This window comes from Pedobacter antarcticus (assembly GCF_900103515.1).
GTDB lineage: Bacteria > Bacteroidota > Bacteroidia > Sphingobacteriales > Sphingobacteriaceae > Pedobacter > Pedobacter antarcticus.
On record NZ_FNGZ01000007.1, the window covers coordinates 35,783 to 55,984 of the forward strand.

The following is a 20,202-nucleotide window of genomic DNA, read 5'->3' on the forward strand; positions in this document are numbered from 1 at the left end:
CAATTTGTTATTGTGCCGAAGACACTAAAAACATTAATTAATCTTAGGCGGTTGCCAAATGGAAGAGAGGAAGTCTGAAACAGCTGAGGCAGTTATTACACTTAATTTCTTTTCAGGTTGTTGGGCAGAATTTGTCGTTAAAGCATAAAAAGAAGTAATTACAAATCCGGTACAAGTATTGCATTTAGAAAAAGGCGAGCAACATTCCATACCGCAACCGTCGCTATCTTCTTCCTGACTATTTGTTGTTTGATGTATGACGTCAAAGCATTTATCTTCCATAAAGCCTGGCAAGGTCGATAAGACCAAGACTATTAATGCTAATATGAATGATAAATGCTTCATTTTACAAATATATTAAAAACTACGTTACAACTTCTCCCTCAATTAAAATCACTCCCTATTTTTCATAAATTGACTTGTCCGTTAAAATTTCATCCGTTGTATGCGTACAGCGTTTAAAATTGCCAATAATGCAACTCCCACATCAGCAAAAACGGCTTCCCACATTGTAGCCAAACCACCTGCTCCCAGAACTAATACAATTCCTTTTACTACAAATGCCAAAGTGATATTCTGCCAAACAATTTTCTTAGTTTGTTTACCGATATTGATTGCCATCGGTATTTTACTCGGTTTATCATCCTGAATGACTACATCTGCGGTTTCAATGGTAGCATCACTACCTAAACCACCCATTGCAATACCTACATCGCTCAATGCTACCACAGGAGCATCGTTCACACCATCGCCTACAAATGCTACGGTTTCGTTTTTGGATTTGATTTCTTTTACTTTATTTACTTTATCTTCAGGTAGTAAATCGCCAAAGGCATTATTAATTCCTAATTTATCGGCAACAAATTTTACTACGGTGCTTTTGTCTCCGCTCAACATTGTGGTTTTTACACCTAATGCTTTCAGTTTGTCAATTGTAAGCTGTGCATCTTCTTTGATGCTGTCTGCAATGGTAATATATCCTGCAAATTTTCCATCGTAAGCAATGGCAATTAAGGTATAAACAATTGTGGCTGGGTCTAAATCATATTTGATGTTAAATTGATCCAGCAACTTAAAATTCCCTACCAATAATTCTTTTCCGTTTACATTGGCTTTCAAACCGTGACCTGCAATTTCTTCGGTATTATCTAACCTTATTGAGTTATCAATTTCGCCTACGTATTGATGAATAGCGGTCGCGACCGGATGTGTACTTTGGCTTTCTAAAGCGTTGACCATTTTCAGGATTTCATCTTTATTAAATTCAGATTTTAATACCACTTCTTGTACCTTGAAAACGCCCTCGGTCATTGTACCCGTTTTGTCCATCACTACGTTTTTAATATCGGCAATGGCATCTAAAAAGTTGCTTCCTTTAAACAAAATTCCATTTTTGGAAGCTGCTCCAATTCCACCAAAATAACCCAAAGGAATACTGATAACCAAAGCACAAGGACAAGAAATAACCAAAAACACCAATGCTCTGTACAACCACTGACTAAATACATAATCGCTCACAAAAAAATAAGGAATTATGGTAATTAGCACTGCCAACAATACAACAATCGGTGTGTATATTTTTGCGAATTTTCGAATGAATAATTCTGTTGGTGCTTTTTGTGCAGTGGCATTTTGTACCAATTCCAAAATTTTAGAAAGTTTGCTATCAGTATAAGCAGTCGTTACTTTTACCTGTGCAACGGTCGTTAAATTTATCATTCCCGCCAATACGGTTTCACCTTTGGTTTTGGTGTCGGGCTTACTTTCTCCTGTTAGTGCTGCTGTATTGAATGAAGCGGTTTCGGATAATAATTCTCCATCTAGTCCTAATTTTTCTCCGGGTTTTAATTGAATTATATTGCCAATACTTGCGGTTTCTGCTTTTATGGTCTTAGCTTGATTATTTTCTAAAATAGTTACTTCATCTGGTCTTTGATCGAGCAACGTTTTAATGTTAGCTTTCGCTCTTGTTACTGCCAAAGTCTGGAATACTTCGCCAACGGCATAAAACAACATTACAGCAACACCCTCAGGGTATTCGCCAATGGCAAAAGCTCCGATGGTTGCAATACTCATTAATAAAAACTCTGAAAATACATCGCCTTTTCTGATGCTTTCAAATGCTTCTTTAATTACGGGTAATCCAACTGGTGCATACGCTACTACATACCAAACAATTCTTACCCAACCTGTAAACCAAGATTGCGGCACCCAATTATCGAAAGCAATGGCTATCATCAATAATACGAAACTGATGATAGCAGGTAAAAACATTTGAAAGGTAGATTTATCGGTACTTCCGTGGTTATGACCGTCATCATCGGTGTGTTCGTGGTTGTGTCCATCATCGTCGTGATGTTTTTCCAATAGCATTTTAGCATCGGTATTTATTTTTTCTTCTTGAGGTGTGCAACAAAGCTGTTTGCCTTGTGCATCATATTTATGTTTGTGTTCCATTATAGTAATCTTTTAGTAGTTTGTTTATAGGATAAATATTCTTGTCCGTGTTGTTTTTCTAAAAATTCTTCTTCTAATCTTATCTGAATTTGGATAACAATATAAGTGGATAGTATCAGGAAAAATGTAAGCGCATTGGGCAGTATGAAAAATATTCCTGCAACACTGATTATCATTCCTAAGAATATCGGGTTTAGGCTATAAGAAAATAAGCCTTTTGTTATTAATTCGGTTTTATTGTTTTCATCTATACCAATACGCCAACTGTTGCTCATTTGATATTGAGCTACCGAAATCCAGAGTAGTGAAAGATGTATCAATATTGATCCAACTATCATAAACACATCTTTCATTAAATAAGAAATGGGTACTAAATACTGATATGCTTTATCGTTGAATGAATAAATGAATACCGCTATAAAAAGCAAGGCTATCAATACTTTCATTACAAAACCAATGTAATCGTGTGCGTTATCCGTTTTGCCGAATGTTATAGGATTGATGCCTGTTTGCTTATAGGTGCGATATGACGGTAGCGCAAAAGCTACCATCATATACAACACCAAATACAAAGGCAAATAAAATTTTAGCCAAATCATTGTTTCTTTTTTTAGTCTTCGTGACCACCAGTATTGCTCAATTTTGCATTTACAAAGAATGCTCCTTTTGTTACAATTTTTGCATTTGCAGGAATTTCGTTTACAAAAGTTACTGCGGTATAACCCATATCAGACACGCCTTTCAGTACTTCTACTTTTTCAAAATTCTTACTGTTTTTATGTTTTTTTTCTTCGCCCTCTTTTTGACTTCCTTCTTCTTCGCCTTCTTCGTGATGTTCTTCTGCTTTTTTATCGGTTTGCACAAAAATATAATATTTTCCGTCGGCATTTACAATAGCATCATTGGGTACAGCTGGAGTAGTTACATTGTTAAGGCTTACAATGGCAGTAACATTCATTCCGTCTATAAGTCCTGTTTTACTGCCTTGTACCACGGCGTGAGCGGCAATTGTTTTGCTTTCGTTTTCAAAAGATGAGCCTATTGTAAATATTTTAGCATTATAGTCTTCTACTGCATTGTTGGTTATTCTAAAATGAATAGTTTGCCCTACTTTGAGCATCGGCAAATCTTTTTCAAAAACATTCAAATCCAAATGCAAGGAACTGTTATCTACAATTTCTATAACAGGTGAAGAAACATCTACATAGCTCCCTATTTTAGCGGAAACGTTACTAACCGTACCATTCAAAGGACTGGTTACAACCAATGCCGATTTTAGATTACCATTTGAAACAGAACCTGGATTGATGCCCATTAATTGTATCTGTTGTTGTAAGGAAGCTCTTCTGGTACGTAAACTATTGAGTTCGGCTGTGGCACTTTGTAGATTTTTTTTCGCTCCTGCATTGCCTTCGAAAAGTTCTTTTTGCCTTGATAATTCTTGTTCTGCAAAAGTAATTCTGCTGGCAGTACTCAAATATTCTTCCTGCAATTGTATAAACTGCGGATTGGCAATAGTGGCTATTACTTGTCCTTTTTTTACATAATCTCCAATTTGTACGTTCAGTGTTTTTATTACACCACCATACAAAGAAGTTGCGTTGGCTTTGTTGTTATTGGGAACTTTCAGCAAACCATTTGCTCGGATGGTTGCCGTTAATTCTTTTTGCTCTACTACGCCTAATTGTATGCCTACCGCTTTTATTTGTTCTTCGGTAAGTGTGGTAATGGTTGGTGCTTCTTCCTCGTGAGGAGCTTCAGCTTTTTCGGTTGCTTTTGCTCCTGTAGATTGACCTTCGTTTTGCTTATCGTTTTTACAAGCCGAAAAGCTAAATATTAAAACAACTATCGTTGCTATAAACGTGATTTTATTTATATTGAATTTCATTTTTTCTTATTGATTGATGAATGAATAAATAGTGATTACAGATTGGTTTACCTGTTGAATACTTTTGAGGTAATTCAGCTGAATATCGGTGGTAGTTTGCAGCGCAAAAAGATATTCTACATAACTGATTTCGCCTGTTCTGTAACCCAATTGTGCTGCTGATACAATTTCCTTGGCATTTGGCAATGCTTCTTTCTCAAAATAATTGAATTGCTGTATGTCTTGCTGGTATTGTTGCAAGGCATTTTGCATTTGCGTAGCCAATGTTTTTTGCTGTTGCTGTGCATTGGCTTCGGCTGCTTGTTTTCTGTAATCTAAAGATTTTATTCTGGCTTTGGTAGCACCGTAAGTGATGGGAATAGCAATACCAATGTTTACAGAACTAAATCGGTTTCCACCATTGAAAAATTGTTCGGCTCCGTTTACATTTTGAAAACCAATCATAGACTGATTGACGTAGCCAATCGTAAAATCTGGTAAACCTTGCGAACGTTCTACCTTTTTGGTTTGCTCGGCAATAATGGCATCCTGATACAAAGATTGAATGGCAGGATGATTTGCTACGGCTTCATTATCCAACAAATTACTGATTTGTAGAGGCTGAAATATTCCGTTTTCTGCAATGGTAAAATCGTCTTTTGTGTTCATCAATGTTTTCAGATTGGCAACAGCATTGGATAAGAACACTCCATTTTGTTTTAACAATAAATTGATTTCGCCTTTCTTAGCTTCCGCTGTACTGATGTCCACTTTTTTGGTGTCACCAGTTTTATAACGAAGCTGGGCTATTTTAATAAAATCGTTGTACAAACTATCCAATTGCTGTAACTGTTTTTCATTGTGTTGCAAGTACAAAATTTGATAATAATAAGTACGTACTTGATTTTTCAACTCCAACACTGAAAGATTTTTCTGTAATTCTTTACCTTTTATTTCGGCATTAATCAATTGTTTTTTTGCTCCAAATAATGATGGAAATGGAATGGTTTGCGACACCTGAAAAGACTGGTCGAATTTGATACTGCTGTACTGCCCCAACTGTGCATTAAAATCAAGTTTGGGTAATTCTCCAGCAGTTTTTTTTAAGGCTTTGCTGGCATCAATTTCTAAATCTGAAGCTTTTATGGTTTGATTATTTTGAAGTGCAATATTTATCGCATCGTCAACGTTAGTTAAACTTTTTGTCTGTGCATTTGCTGTAAAGCCTACCATTGATAAAAGCAATACAATGATGGTTACAATGGGTTTCACTTGTGGCTTTCTTTTTAATTTAATTTTTGAATTGAAAATGATATAGAGTAATGGCAGTACAAATAGGGTAAGGAATGTTGCTGTAACTAATCCGCCAATTACTACCGTGGCTAAAGGCTTTTGTACTTCTGCACCAGCACTACTGCTTAATGCCATTGGTAAAAATCCTAAACTGGCTACAGTTGCTGTCATCAATACTGGTCGCAGTCGGATTTTAGTTCCTTCTATTACTCGTTTGAAAACATCTCTTACACCTTCTTTTTCTAATTGGTTGAAAGTGCCTATCAATACAATTCCGTTGAGTACTGCTACACCAAACAAAGCAATAAATCCAATTCCTGCACTGATGCTGAACGGCATACCACGAAGTAATAAAGCCAATATACCACCGATTGCACTCATTGGGATAGCTGTAAATATTAAGCCTGCTTGTTTAAAGGAACGGAACGTAAAATAGAGCAATACAAAAATCAATAACAAAGAAACCGGAACGGCTATCATTAATCGGTTACTGGCTTCCTGCAAGTTTTCAAATTGACCGCCATACGTGAAATAGTAGCCCGGTGGTAATTTTACCTGTGTATTTAATTTTTGCTGAATTTCTTCTACCACACTTTGTACATCCCTGTCTGCAACGTTGAATCCGATTACAATTCTACGTTTTCCTGCTTCACGGCTTATCTGTGCCGGTCCTAATTTGTAATCAATAGTTGCTACTTGCGAAAGTGGAATTTGATTGCCAGTTGAAGTTGGTATCATCAAATTGTTTACATCTTCGATACTGTTACGGTAAACACTATCCAACCGAACTACCAGTTCAAATCTTCTTTCGTTTTCATATACTACACCAGCACTTTTTCCTGCAAATGCAGTGCTTACTACATTGTTTACATCTTCTACATTGATGCCGTAATTGGCTAATCTTGTACGGTCGTATTCTACATTAATTTGCGGCAAACCATCAACTTGTTCTATTTGAGGTCTTGAAACCCCGTGTACATTTATTATTGCCTTTTCTACTTTTTTTGCATATAACGAAAGACTGTCCAAATTTTCGCCAAATATTTTTACAGCAACATCTTGTTTTATTCCTGTCATCAATTCATTAAATCGCATTTGTATAGGTTGGGTCTTTTCAACAAAAACCCCTGGGATAACTTTTAATTTATCTTCAATTGCCTCTCCCAATTCATCATAGGTTCTGTGTGATTTCCATTCACTTTTCGGTTTTAAAATAACCATTAAATCTGTCGCTCCCGGAGGCATTGGGTCAGTAGGTACTTCTCCCGCACCTGTTTTGCCAACTACCACTTTTACTTCGTCAAATTGTTTGATAATTCTTGATGCTTGCATTGAAGTTTCTATACTCTGAGATAGAGAGGCTTGGAGAGGCATTTTAAATTCAAATGTAAAATCTCCTTCCTGTAATTGTGGTATAAATTCGCCACCCATTCTGCTAAATAAGAAAAGACTAAAAACAAATATACCAACGGTAATTCCTACTAGCCAATATTTTATTTTGATGGCTTTTTCTAATAATGGTTGATACATTTTTTGCAACCAATTCATCATTTTATCCGAAATGGTTTCTTTGAGCATCGGCTTTTTAGATAAGAACAAAGCGCACATCATCGGGATATATGTTAAAGATAATATCAATGCTCCGAATATTGCAAAACCTACTGTTTGTGCCATAGGACGGAACATTTTACCTTCTACACCTACCAATGTAAGAATAGGAATGTAAACTATAAGGATAATGATTTCACCAAAGGCTGCACTATTACGAATTTTGGAAGCTGAGGTAAATACTTCATTATCCATTTCTTGCTGTGTGAGCCTTTGTGTAGATTTCCTTAAACCTAAATGATGCAATGTGGCTTCTACAATAATTACCGCACCATCTACAATTAATCCAAAATCTATTGCTCCCAAACTCATTAAATTGGCACTTACGCCAAACACATTCATTAAAGCCAATGCAAACAACATCGCCAAAGGAATAGCGGATGCTACAATCAATCCTGCCCTAAAATTTCCTAAGAAAATCACCAATACAAAAATGACAATCAGTGCGCCTTCTATCAGGTTCTTTTCAACGGTACTCATAGCTCTGTCAACCAAATCTGTACGGTCTAAATAGGGTTCAATAATTATATCTTCGGGTAAGGATTTTTGAATAATAGGCAATTTTTCTTTGATGCGATTTACAACCTCATTGCTGTTCTCGCCTTTCAACATCATTACCACACCGCCAACTGCATCTACTTCGCCGTTGTAGGTCATTGCTCCGTATCTTACAGCACTTCCGAAACGTACATCTGCTACGTCTTTTATAAAAATGGGAATACTGCCGCCATCATTTTTTACACTGATATTTTTTACATCATCCAATGAAGTTACCAAACCGATACCTCGGATGAAATAAGCGTTTGGTTTTTTGTCGATATATGCACCACCAGTATTTTGATTGTTTTTTTCTAATGCGGTAAAAATGTCGGTAACACTTACCCCCATAGCTTTTAAGCGATTGGGATTTACTGCTACTTCATATTGTTTCAGTTCGCCACCAAAACTATTTACTTCGGCAATTCCGGGAGTTCCATATAATTGCCTTGCTACAATCCAATCCTGCATTGTGCGTAGGTCTTTTGCATTGTATTTTTTTTCACTGCCTTTTTTCGGATGGATGATGTATTGATAGACTTCTCCCAATCCGGTACTTACTGGTGCAAGTTCTGGCTTGCCAATACCTTTAGGTATATTTTCCTCTGCTTCTTTTAGTTTTTCATTGATAAGCTGACGGGCAAAATAAATGTCTACTTTATCTTTAAATACTACTGTAATTACCGATAAGCCAAATCTTGAAATACTCCTTGTTTCTTCTATATCTGGAATATTGGCAATGCTTTGCTCAATAGGGAAGGTTACTAATTGTTCTACTTCTTGCCCTGCCAATGTAGGGCAAACCGTAATTATTTGCACCTGATTATTAGTAATATCGGGTACGGCATCAATGGGTAGTTTTGTGGCACTCCACACTCCCCAAATGATGAGTAACAAGGTCATTATCCCAATGACGAGCTTGTTCTGAATACTAAATTTTATAATGTTATCTAACACGTGTATCTGTTTAATTTTTTGATAAATAAATTATTGCCTCTTGCCATAAGAAGCCAACAGATAATCAAATAACTATCGGATGAAGTGGATAATGCCTGTAATTATTTCTATAAACAAACATTCATAGAAAATACATAACACGAACAGGCTAACAGTACCGTAAAGCCAATAAAAGGCATACAATTACTGAGGCTTGCAACAAACCATCAATAGCATTAAGAAAATCTGAAAAAATTAAACAGTAAATTTGGGAGGATGCCAAATACTTCCTGAGTAGAAGGAAATTAAAGTAAAATCACGAAGTGCGATTATTTTATCGATAAAAGTGGGTTTAGGTTGCTTGATTTCAAAAGGTTTGAAACTGTAAGAAGTAATATTTACTCGACAACAACTGCAATTACAAAAAGGACTACAACTACTGCTGTTGTCTGATTGATGATTATTCCCTCTCTGTATAAAGTCTTTTTTAAACGTATTGTTTGTGTTCATACCACACGCATCAGTACAAGGCATTACCGATAATGCCAAGAAATAAATGCTGAATATGAATAAAAAAAATTTCATTATGACGCAAATATAGAAAATTATTTCTTGCAATTGGATTGCAAAGTTTCATAGTATTTTAGTTGCATCTGTCACACCGTCCTTTAAGTACCAAATTGATGCCTTCTAATTTAAAATTTAGTGGAATATTGATGTTTGGAATTTCGGTATCGGTAAGACAAAAAGTTCGCTGGCACTTGGAGCAATGAAAATGTGTATGCTGTTCTGAAGGTTTGCAACTGCACCCAGATTGGCAAAGTGCATATTTCGCAACTCCTGTTCCGTCGTCAATAGTATGGATAAGTTTGTGCTCTAAAAAAGTTTTCAGCGTTCTGAATAGCGTAACATTATCTGCATTTTCAAACTGTTCTGCTAATTCCTTATGACTGATGGCATATTGCTGTTTCAACAATTTTTCTATTACCAACAAACGCATTGCTGTGGGTTTAATATTTCTTTGTTGTAAAATATTTTCTTCATTTTTCATAATGATCAATTTCTATTGCCATTTACTCCAAAATCGAGAGGCTATGTTAAAATGGGTGTTCAAACTAACGGTTTTGCTATTTAATCTACAATATAATTTCTTATTAATACGAATTAAGGGTTGGGTCTTAATAGTTATGGTTTTGCAATATTTAATTTTTTGTAATAAACCGCAAATTAATTGATGGTTTTAACCCTTAATTCGTATTATATACACTGTTTACTAATAATTCAGTGCGAGCCCCACTCCAAAACCCATATCGCTATCGTAATGTGTACGGATGCCAATGTTTTTGTTGATGATGTACTTTAGGTCTGCCATATATTCCATATCAGTATTAACCATAAATCCTGCTCTTATTCTTTTGGAAATTGGAATATCTTCCCGCATTAATGACAAACGAACAATTCCATCATGATATACTTCTGCCTGAAAGTTTACCAACATTGGCAAAGTATACATAAAACCTAAACTAAAGGCTCTGCGGGTATCTTTTTCGTTTTTCTGTCCGAATAAATTTGTTTCGTGTTCATCCATTCCCATTTTTCGGTATCGCCAATCAAAACCAATAAACGGCATAAACCATTGCATTTTCCCAATGTATCTTCCTAAATGAGTTTCTACTTCATAACCATGCATATCATTATAGCCTAAACGCCATTCTGTACCTAAAGACCATCTTGAGTTCTGGAGCATTGCATCACCATCATTACCATTAGTTGCAAAATCATTCTGCGCCATAAAGTGCGGCATATTGCTTTCTCTCTGCAACTTGTTATAGGCTTGTTTTTTGTTGGGTAAATTCGGATTTTGATAATCATCTACTGCAAAAACCCTGTTCATTCCCGACATCATATGATATAAGATATGACAGTGGAAAAACCAATCTCCTTCTTCGTTTGCTAAAAACTCAATGGTATCCGTTTCCATTGGCATTATATCTAAGACATTTTTAAGTGGTGATTTTTCGCCTTTGCCGTTGATTACCCTGAAATCAAAACCATGCAAATGCATTGGGTGGCGCATCATTGAGTTATTATGAATGGTAATTCGTAGAATTTCTCCTTTTTTTACAGGTATTTTATCAACTTCTGAAAGTATTTTATTATCCATACTCCACACATAACGGTTCATATTTCCGGTAAGAGTAAATTTCAATTCTTTTACTGGCGCATCTTTAGGAAGTGAGGTATTGGAAGGAGATTGTAGCATTGCATAATTCAGCGTTTTGATTTCTCCCAAAGCATTTGCATTGTAACGGTTGGGATCATTTTCCATATTCATATTGTGTTGGCTGTGGTCTTCTTTCTGCTTACTATCTCCTGTGATTTCGGGATACATTACCACATTCATATCCATTTGGTTCAAGCTCATTTTCATTCCCATATCGTCCAAATCGCCGTTCATCTTCATCATATCATTCATCATTTTCATCCCTTCAAAATATTTCAATTTTGGAAGTGGTGAAATGAGCTGTTTGATGCCATTACCTACAAAATAGCTTGCTGACTGTGTTCTGTCTTCGGTAGTTGCTAAAAATTCATAGGCAACACCATCTTCAGGAATGGTTACCACCACATCATAAGTTTCAGAAACTGCAATAATTAATCTATCAACTTCTACAGGCTCTACATCATTACCATCATTGGCTACTACGGTGATTTTTCCGCCTGCATACCTCAACCAAAAATAAGAAGAAGCACCACCGTTTGATACTCGTAACCGTACTTTATCGCCTGCTTTTAACGTTTTGCCATCAACCGTTTTTAAATCAGTAGAATGATTTCCGTTGATTAAAATTTTGTCATAATAAACATCGCTTACATCCATTGCCAACATACGCTTCCATTCGTTCTTAATTTTTGTTTTGAAATGACCTTCTTTGATAGCTTCTGCATAAGATTGTGTCGCATTTTTTTTAATCGCTGCCCAATCATTGGCATTATGCAACATACGGTTGATGTTATCGGGATTAAGGTTTGTCCATTCACTTAAAATAATAGGAATGGTAGGTAGATCATCAATTCCTTTTCTAAAAGATTTATCATCATCCTTTTTCTTCATTACGAAACTTCCATACATCCCAATTTGCTCCTGCAAACCAGAATGGGAGTGATACCAGTGCGTTCCGTGTTGGATAATAGGAAAACGATAGGTATATGTTGTACCTGCCTCAATCGGTTTTTGTGTAAGCCAGGGCACTCCATCTTCCTTATTGGGCAAGAACACACCGTGCCAATGCAATGATGTACTTTCTTTTAATTGGTTGTGTACTACAATTTCGGCAGTATCTCCCTCCGTAAATGTTAGGGTAGGCATTGGTATTTGACCATTTACAGCAATGGCTCTTTTTTCTTTGTCTGCATAGTTTACAAGTGTGTCTTTTACATAAAGGTCATAACGGACTACCTTTTGTGCAAAAAGAGATTGCGAACACAACAGTATGAAAACTGCCTGTAGCAATCTGATAGTAATATTTCTGGGTATATTCATTTTAATATTTTTATTAATGAAACTTATTCCTGCTTTTTTAACCAATTGGTTAATACTTTGATTTGCTCATCATTCAGTTTTGCATTATTGTGCATTATTGTATATGATGATAAAGGCATTTGCTTAGTTTCGATTTGTTCTTTAATTGAGTTTAATAATCTTTCCTGTTTCCGATTTGAGTATGTACCCCATTCGTAAAAATTCAAATCCTGTTTTGCGTTTTTGATATGGTTTTCTACCAATGCTCTTGCAGGTTGTACATAGTCATACCAAGCATAATTAGTGTTGTTACTATGACAATCGTAGCAAGAGGTTTGAAACATCGCTTTTACTTCAACAGGCATTTTATATACTTGGGTAAAATCAGTTGTGTAAACCTGCCCTTTATCTACATTAAGGGCAGGCTGATAAAATTGAATAGCAATAAAAATAAACAGCACTATTGCCAACATTATCTTTAATACTCTCTTCATTTTTAGAACTCTTTTTTTACAGAGCCACACGTAAGCATCTTGCTGCCATAATAAGGATTTTTGATAGTCTTAGCTTCGCTAATCCAAATCGCACCTTTTCCATCATTGTACATTGGGCAATAATCCTGATATAATTTTTGGGTAGTTCCAAATAATGTGATAAGGTCAGAAACGTCTTTACTTAGCGATGCTAAATGTTCTCTCTGGTGGTCTATTTTACCAGCATTGTCACTAATGTGCTCTGCATTTTCTTTGGCATTTTCCGCTATTTCCATATATTCTTTATGTTTATTCGCTGGGATAGCGTTCATATCCACATTTTTTAAGGTAGTAAACAATTGCTTTCCTGCATTAGCAGCTGCTTTGTCATTATCTGCAACAAGTGCATTTTTTAAAGCCAAATAATCCTTAATTATAGGTGCGATAGTAAACTTTTGAGCTTGCTTCACATCGGATTTTTCTGCCTCTTGAGAAGACGTATCCGTTGAAGTAACAGTTGCTACCGTATCATTGTGTGTAGGTGATTGTAACTCCGGAGTTGCAGCAATTGTTGTGCTATCATTAGCTTGCTGGTCGCTATTTTTATTTGAAGATTGATTGCAGGAAATTGTTACCGCTGCAACTGTTACTAATGTAATGATTGAGAAAATTATATTTTTCATTTTATTCATTTTTGATATTATTGAAGAAATTTATCTTATTTATTTGTTTTCAAATTCATTTAGCTTACGCTTCATAAATTCGATTTCTTGTGCCTGTGTTTCCAGTATGTTTTTTTGTAACTGTATCAATTCGGGGTCGGTAAGCTTAGCTTTTTCAGACATCAATACTGCTGCTGCGTGATGTGGTATCATACCTTTTACAAACTCTTTATCGCCCACAAATAATTGCTCCCGAATACCAAACCAAGAAAAGATGCCAATCGCAAAGGAAACCGTTATGATTGCCCAGTTGATTTTTTTGTTTTCATACATTCCTTTCATTATCAATAGTTCTATAATCAACATTGCAGAAACCATCAGCAATGTCATATATAAATTATTGATGTTCAGGATAAGGTTCTGTAAGCCGTCAATCATTGCATACATAATGAAGTACATTGCTACGAACATAGCAACAGCCATTACAGCAAAGCGTTTGTACATTGTTAAAGAGTGATTAGTATTATGCTTTTCATTCTTATGGTTATGTTGCATTTCGTGTTGGTTTTCCATACTTTCCATAACAATAGCGTTTTATTTGTTATTAATAGTTTCCTGTACGCTTCCGCAAGTAAGCATTTTGGAGCCGTAATACGGGTTTTTAATTGCTTCTTCTTTGCTTAGCCAATTTGCTCCTTTACCATTATTGTACATTGGGCAATGCTGATAATAAACAGGTGTTTCTTGTTTTGAAACTTTGGCTAATTCGTACATATTATTAGCCAGTAAAGCAAAAATTTCTCTTTGTTTGGTAACATCTTTTGCTACAGCAATTTTTTCTGCATTAGCAGTTAAATCTTTCATTACTTTCATCCAAACGGTATGTTCTTCGTTGGAAAGTTTTGTCATTTCTACTGCTTTAATTGCTTTTACCAGTTCAGAAGCTTTTGCAGATGAAGTACCTGCATCAGTTTTTACCAAAGCATCTTTCACTGAAAAATAGTTGTCAAAAACAGTTTTCAGTTGTGGTACGTTTTGGGTAGTTGCCATTTCTTTTGGGTTGTGGTTACCGTGTTCTGCTTTCATATCCATACTTGCAACTTCAACTTTTGCAACTGGTTTTAATTCTCTGTTGTATTGGCAGCATTCGGATAGTTTAGCATAAACATCATCAGGTGCTAAAAATTTTTCACTGTCGTACCCTGCTAAAGCAATACGTTTCAGAATTTCATCCTTGCTTGTTTTTTTATCATCATAGTTGAGAATAGCCATTTTGGTATCTTTATTCCATTCTACTGTGGCTACATTTTTTACGTTTCCTGCTTTTTCAATTGTGGTTTTACACATATCACAGTTGCCATATATTTTTACGGTTTCTGTTTTTGCATTTTTGATTTGTGCAAAACTGTTTACGGCTGATAGTAATACGGCGATTACCATCAATATTTTTGAAATTGATTTCATTTTGATTTTTTTTAATTTAATAAGATATACGAAGAATTTGCAAAAACTGAATTCAGCTTTCGACAAGGCACACGTATGGCTAACAAGCCATCGTTTTAGCTTATTTTAGGCGGTTGCCAAATGGAAGAGTAGCCTGAAGAATAGTAGGCTTCTTTGAAACCGAATTTTTGCTTTTTAGTTTCGGCAAAAGGGTTTGTTATTTTTAAATCGATGGGGATTTGTAAGCTTACCGAAGATGAAGAAGTGCTACATCCACAAGAACTGTGCTTACAATTGCCGTCGCAGTCGTGACCATCTTTACATTTTTTACAGGACTTGTCCTTGCAACTGCTTTTATGTTCTGCTTTTGCAGATTGGTCTTTTGAGCAGGACTTTTGCTCTGTCTTAGTTGTTTTTTTTGCACAAGCATAGCTTATGCTTGGCATTAGGAAAAAGCCCAAACACAGTAAGATGACAAAGCTGATATGTTTACTCAAATTTTTCAACACTACAAAATTATGAAATTATTTCTTTTAATTGCTATATTTTGCACTTTCGTGAACTGCAAACACAGAATTATAGATAAAATGTCTAAATCACTAGTCTGCATAGTCCTTTTTATGCTTATTAAAAAATATACAGTTAATTACCTAAAGTGTTTGTTATAAGTCAAATAACTAAACAGGTATTAGGATAAGGAATTTATCTTTGTTTAATGGTTCTATCTTAAAACCTGCTTTCTGTACAGTTTCAATTACCTGTTCTTGTGTAATTCCTTCTGATTTTACGGTAAGCAGCACCTTGTCTTTAGTTGTATCTACTTTCCAATGGAATATACCATCGGCATTATCCAAATGAGGTTTTACAGATGCTACACATCCACCACAGTTAATATTTGTTTTGAATCGTAAGTCTTGATTATTCTTTTCCATTTTGTTTATTGAATAATTCATTTAAAGTTTAAAACTGCGTAATCGCAATGCATTTACGATTACCGATACAGAACTTAAAGACATTGCTAAAGCTGCAATCATTGGAGATAATAAAATTCCAAAAAACGGATATAAAATACCTGCTGCAATTGGAACACCAAGCACATTGTAGAAAAAGGCAAAGAATAAGTTTTGCTTGATGTTTTTCATAACAGCATGGCTCAAATTTTTTGCTTTAACGATACCTAATAAATCGCCTTTTACTAAAGTTATTTTGGCACTTTCTATGGCTACATCGGTTCCAGTTCCCATAGCTATTCCGATATTGGCTTGTGCTAATGCCGGAGCATCATTTATACCATCACCAGCCATAGCTACAATTTTCCCTTCTGCTTGTAAACGTTTAATTTCGTTGAGTTTATCTTCGGGTAAGCATCCTGCTTTATAGGAAGATAAACCTAATTCATCCGCTACTGCTTTGGCTGTATTAACATTGTCACCAGTAAGCATAACTACTTCTACACCTTGAAGCATTAGTTCTTTTATCGCTGCTGCACTCGAAGTTTTTATCGCATCGGTAATTGAAACAAAACCAACTGTAACACCATCAACAGCAATGTAAGAAACCGTTTTACCAAGTTTTTGTTCTGCAATAATTTTGTTTTCTAAATCGTCAGAAATAGTTGCCTTAACCTGTTCCATTAGTTTTTTATTGCCTAATGCTACTTTTCTATTGGTAACCGTTCCTGTAACTCCTTTTCCTGTAACATTTTCAAAATCTTTGACTTCAATTAATGAAATAGATTTTGTTTTGGCATAATTGACTACTGCTTGTGCCAATGGATGTTCACTGTATTGGTTTAAGGAAGCTATATTTTGCAATAAATCATCCTCGTTATTAGTTGATGCGTAAATTTTTTCTACCGAAGGTTTTCCCTCTGTTAGCGTTCCTGTTTTATCTGTTATTAAAACATCCACCTTATTCATATTTTCTAAGGCTTCGGCATTTTTAATTAATACTCCAGATTGTGCTCCTTTGCCCACACCCACCATCACAGACATCGGCGTGGCTAAACCTAAAGCACAAGGACAAGCTATGATTAAAACTGCAATGGCATTTATAAATCCATAAACCTTCGCTGGTTCTGGACCAAATAGTGCCCAAACAAAAAAGGTAATTACTGAAATGATTACTACAATGGGTACAAAATATTTAGAAATACTATCGGCTAATTTTTGAATGGGTGCTCTTGAACGAGAAGCATCGTTAACCATTTGTACAATTTGAGAAAGTAATGTTTCAGAACCTACTTTTTCGGCCATCATTACAAATGATTTGTTCCCGTTGATTGTTCCCGAAATTACATTATCGTCTTTCTTTTTGTCAACGGGAATTGGTTCTCCTGTAATCATTGCTTCATCAATACTGCTTTCACCATCGGTTATTTTTCCGTCAACTGGAATTTTATCTCCTGGTTTTACGCGTAATAAATCACCTTTCTTAATATCATGAATGGAAATCACTTTATCGCCCCCTTCACCAATCAAAGTAGCTTCGGTTGGTGCTAATTGTAATAACGCTTTTATAGCTCCACTGGTTTGGCTATGTGCTCTTGCTTCTAACAATTGTCCCAACAAGACCAGTGTAATGATTACTGTTGCTGCTTCAAAATAAAGATGAATGGTTCCGTGTTCGGTTTTAAATTCTTCCGGAAAGATATTCGGAATCAGCATTCCTACAATACTAAACAAAAATGCAACTCCAGTTCCTATTCCGATAAGGGTAAACATATTTAGATTCCAAGTGATTATGGATTTCCAAGCTCGTACAAAAAACATCCAACCAGCATAGAAAATAACAGGAATTGAAAACAGAAATTGCACCCAGTTCCACATGTTGCTGTCCATTATTTGAAATAACGGATTGTTATGCACCATTTCCATCATGGCAATAATGAAAATTGGCACCGTAAAGAGGGTTGCAATTTTCATTTTTTTAAGCAAATCCAGATAGGTTTTTTTTTCTTCGGAATCGCTTGGTTCCATGGGTACTAAATCCATTCCGCATATAGGACATGAACCCGGACTATCTTGAATAACTTCGGGATGCATTGGACAGGTGTACATCGTTTTCTTTACATCCAATTCTGCTTCTTTTACCAAATGCATTCCACAAACAGGGCAATCGCCAGCTTTATCATAGGTTTTATCGCCTTCACAATGCATTGGGCAATAGTATTTGCCTTTTATATTGCTAGTCACTTCGATTGTTTTTTTATCATCGTGAGAATGAGCGGAACAGCAGGATTTTGCCACTGGTTCATTTGTCGTGGTATGTTGTGGGCTTTTGTTATTGCTCATTTCTATGGTATATTTTCCAACAGCAGTTAATGCTTTTTGCAATTGTGTAGTTGGGATGTGTTTATCCATTGTCAGGGTAGCTGAGTTTTCATCTTTTGAAACTTCAACATTTGTCACATTTTCAACCTTTAATAAAGCCGATTTCACCTTTGCTTCGCAACCTCCACAGGTCATACCTGTTACTTGATATTTGTGTACCATTTTGTATGAGTTTTATTATGATACAAAGTTCCATATTGTTTCCATTTTTTCGTTGTGGAATTTTGGGAATGATTTGTAAGATTTACTTAGACCTTATCCAAAGGTTTTCTTTTATCCTCTCGTATTTGCTTGAAATAACTTGTGGTAAGTCCTGTTACCTTTTTGAATTGGTTGCTTAAATAGGCTACACTTGAGTAATTTAAACGGAAAGCAATTTCACTCAAAGATAGTTCATCATATACCAATAATTCTTTTACCTTCTCTATTTTTTGGGCAATAAAATATTTTTCGATAGTAGTGCCTTCTACTTCTGAAAACAGGTTGGATAAGTAATTATAATCGTGGTGCAATTGACTGCTTAATACATCTGAAAGGTTAGTTTTGGTATTGTTGTCCTGATGATGAACCAAGTCAATAATGACGTTCTTTATCTTTTCGATAACCCTGCTTTTTTTATCATCAATGAGTTCAAATCCTAATAGAATTAAGGCTTTATCCAATTTATTTTTTTCATCGGTTGTTGGCTCTTTATCTAATGTTACTTCGCCGAGCTTTATATTTTTTACGTCTAAGCCAAGCTTGTCCAATTCATTCTGCACTACCATAATGCAACGGTTGCAAACCATATTTTTTATAAAGAGTGTTGTCATATATTTTGTGCTTTATTTGAAATTAGCTTAAAATAGGCTCTATAAAATTACAATTAATATTTTCTTGTAATTGTAGAACAGTTGTCAATTGATGTATTTATCCACTGCGTTGTCCAATTCTTCATTTTTAATATTGCTTAAATTTGTATCTACCAAATGAAAAACTGGCCAAGTAGTTTGCTGACTTTCTTTATCCCATTTCTTTATTCAAAGCATCAATGAGCATTTTGGTCATAATATTTTTTCTTTAGCCACAAACTTGCACGTACCAATAATATCAGTACAGGAACTTCCACCAATGGGCCGATAACGCCCACAAATGCCTGTGGCGAATGAATACCGAAAACCGATATTGCTACGGCTATTGCCAATTCAAAATTGTTTCCTGTGGCTGTAAATGCGATGGATGTGTTTTTATCGTAAGGAACTTTAAGAGATTTATTGATAAAGAAGCTCACGAAAAACATAAGTATAAAATAGATGATTAACGGTATTGCTACTTTTACTACATCCATTGGCAACTCTACTATTTTATCGCCTTTCAGACTGAACATCAATACTATGGTAAACAGTAAAGCATACAATGTAATGGGCGATATTTTGGGTACAAATTTCCGATTATACCATTCTATACCTTTTGATTTTACAAGGAAGTAGCGGCTTAAAAAACCTGCCAAGAATGGAATACCCAAGTATATCAGTACGCTTTCGGTAACATCTTTCATTGATACGCTTACATTGAAATTGGCTAATCCTAATTTTGCAGGTAATACGTTGATGAATAACCAAACTAAAAAACTGTAAGTAAATATCTGGAAGATACTGTTTAATGCAACTAACATAGCTGTATATTCTCTGTTTGCTTTAGCTAAGTCACTCCAAACGATTACCATTGCGATACATCTTGCCAAACCTATCAGTATCAAACCTGTCATATAATCGGGTTCATTCCTTAAAAATAAAACGGCTAACCCGAACATTAGCACTGTACCGATACCCCAATTCAGTAATAAGGATATACCAATTACTTTTTTATCCTTAAACGCCATAGGCAATAATGAATAATCAACCTTTGCTAATGGCGGATACATCATCAATATTAAACCTATTGCCAACGGAATATTTGTAGTGCCTACGGATAGCGCATTTGTAATTTTTGAAATACCGGGAAAAATATATCCCAATCCTATACCTACTGCCATTGCAAGGAATATCCATAAGGTAAGGTATCTGTCTAAGAATTTTAGTTTTGGTTGCAT

Annotated in this window: 17 protein-coding genes; all 17 read right to left on the reverse strand. The window is 35.4% G+C overall.

Annotated elements, in window-relative coordinates; all coding sequences use genetic code 11:
- Positions 1–33: 33 nt before the first annotated feature.
- Positions 34–345, reverse strand: a complete 312-nt coding sequence (locus BLR53_RS14230) for a hypothetical protein (RefSeq protein WP_074590630.1) — start codon at positions 343–345, stop codon at positions 34–36.
- An 81-nt stretch (positions 346–426) separates the two neighbouring features.
- Positions 427–2,457 (reverse strand): heavy metal translocating P-type ATPase, encoded by a 2,031-nt coding sequence (locus BLR53_RS14235; protein WP_074590634.1) that lies wholly within the window; start codon positions 2,455–2,457, stop codon positions 427–429.
- A complete protein-coding gene (locus BLR53_RS14240; RefSeq protein ID WP_074590638.1) occupies positions 2,457–3,056 on the reverse strand; it encodes a methyltransferase family protein in 600 nt (199 codons plus the stop codon). Before BLR53_RS14240 ends, BLR53_RS14235 begins: the two co-directional genes overlap by 1 nt.
- Before the next feature lie 11 nt (positions 3,057–3,067).
- Entirely contained in the window at positions 3,068–4,345 is a 1,278-nt protein-coding gene (locus tag BLR53_RS14245; RefSeq protein WP_074590642.1) for an efflux RND transporter periplasmic adaptor subunit, read from the reverse strand.
- Positions 4,346–4,351: 6 nt separating this feature from the next.
- Positions 4,352–8,719, reverse strand: coding sequence for a CusA/CzcA family heavy metal efflux RND transporter (locus BLR53_RS14250; RefSeq protein ID WP_074590645.1), 4,368 nt, complete (start codon positions 8,717–8,719; stop codon positions 4,352–4,354).
- Between the two features lie 234 nt (positions 8,720–8,953).
- On the reverse strand, positions 8,954–9,283 hold the full coding sequence (locus BLR53_RS20340; RefSeq protein WP_425312224.1) for a DUF6660 family protein: 330 nt from the start codon (positions 9,281–9,283) through the stop codon (positions 8,954–8,956).
- A gap of 58 nt (positions 9,284–9,341) precedes the next feature.
- Positions 9,342–9,749 carry a Fur family transcriptional regulator gene (locus BLR53_RS14255; protein ID WP_074590647.1) on the reverse strand — a complete coding sequence of 136 codons (408 nt, stop codon included), beginning with the start codon at positions 9,747–9,749 and terminating at the stop codon, positions 9,342–9,344.
- A gap of 222 nt (positions 9,750–9,971) precedes the next feature.
- Positions 9,972–12,287, reverse strand: coding sequence for a multicopper oxidase family protein (locus BLR53_RS14265; protein ID WP_244889527.1), 2,316 nt, complete (start codon positions 12,285–12,287; stop codon positions 9,972–9,974).
- Positions 12,266–12,715, reverse strand: coding sequence for a heme-binding domain-containing protein (locus tag BLR53_RS14270; protein WP_074590652.1), 450 nt, complete (start codon positions 12,713–12,715; stop codon positions 12,266–12,268). The genes BLR53_RS14265 and BLR53_RS14270 overlap by 22 nt, the downstream gene beginning before the upstream one ends.
- A gap of 2 nt (positions 12,716–12,717) precedes the next feature.
- Positions 12,718–13,377 (reverse strand): DUF3347 domain-containing protein, encoded by a 660-nt coding sequence (locus BLR53_RS14275; RefSeq protein WP_074590866.1) that lies wholly within the window; start codon positions 13,375–13,377, stop codon positions 12,718–12,720.
- A gap of 39 nt (positions 13,378–13,416) precedes the next feature.
- The gene (locus BLR53_RS14280; protein ID WP_074590654.1) at positions 13,417–13,938 is read right to left on the reverse strand and encodes a DUF305 domain-containing protein; all 522 of its coding nucleotides are present in this window, start codon (positions 13,936–13,938) and stop codon (positions 13,417–13,419) included.
- A gap of 12 nt (positions 13,939–13,950) precedes the next feature.
- Entirely contained in the window at positions 13,951–14,820 is an 870-nt protein-coding gene (locus BLR53_RS14285) for a DUF3347 domain-containing protein (RefSeq protein WP_074590868.1), read from the reverse strand.
- 95 nt (positions 14,821–14,915) lie between these two features.
- Positions 14,916–15,305, reverse strand: a complete 390-nt coding sequence (locus BLR53_RS19975) for a hypothetical protein (protein WP_176763548.1) — start codon at positions 15,303–15,305, stop codon at positions 14,916–14,918.
- Between the two features lie 171 nt (positions 15,306–15,476).
- The gene (locus tag BLR53_RS14295) at positions 15,477–15,731 is read right to left on the reverse strand and encodes a heavy-metal-associated domain-containing protein (protein ID WP_074590870.1); all 255 of its coding nucleotides are present in this window, start codon (positions 15,729–15,731) and stop codon (positions 15,477–15,479) included.
- Positions 15,732–15,752: 21 nt separating this feature from the next.
- Entirely contained in the window at positions 15,753–18,293 is a 2,541-nt protein-coding gene (locus BLR53_RS14300; protein ID WP_074590659.1) for a heavy metal translocating P-type ATPase, read from the reverse strand.
- Positions 18,294–18,379: 86 nt separating this feature from the next.
- Positions 18,380–18,943 carry a helix-turn-helix domain-containing protein gene (locus BLR53_RS14305; RefSeq protein WP_074590661.1) on the reverse strand — a complete coding sequence of 188 codons (564 nt, stop codon included), beginning with the start codon at positions 18,941–18,943 and terminating at the stop codon, positions 18,380–18,382.
- Between the two features lie 215 nt (positions 18,944–19,158).
- The gene (gene arsB / locus BLR53_RS14310; RefSeq protein WP_074590663.1) at positions 19,159–20,202 is read right to left on the reverse strand and encodes an ACR3 family arsenite efflux transporter; all 1,044 of its coding nucleotides are present in this window, start codon (positions 20,200–20,202) and stop codon (positions 19,159–19,161) included.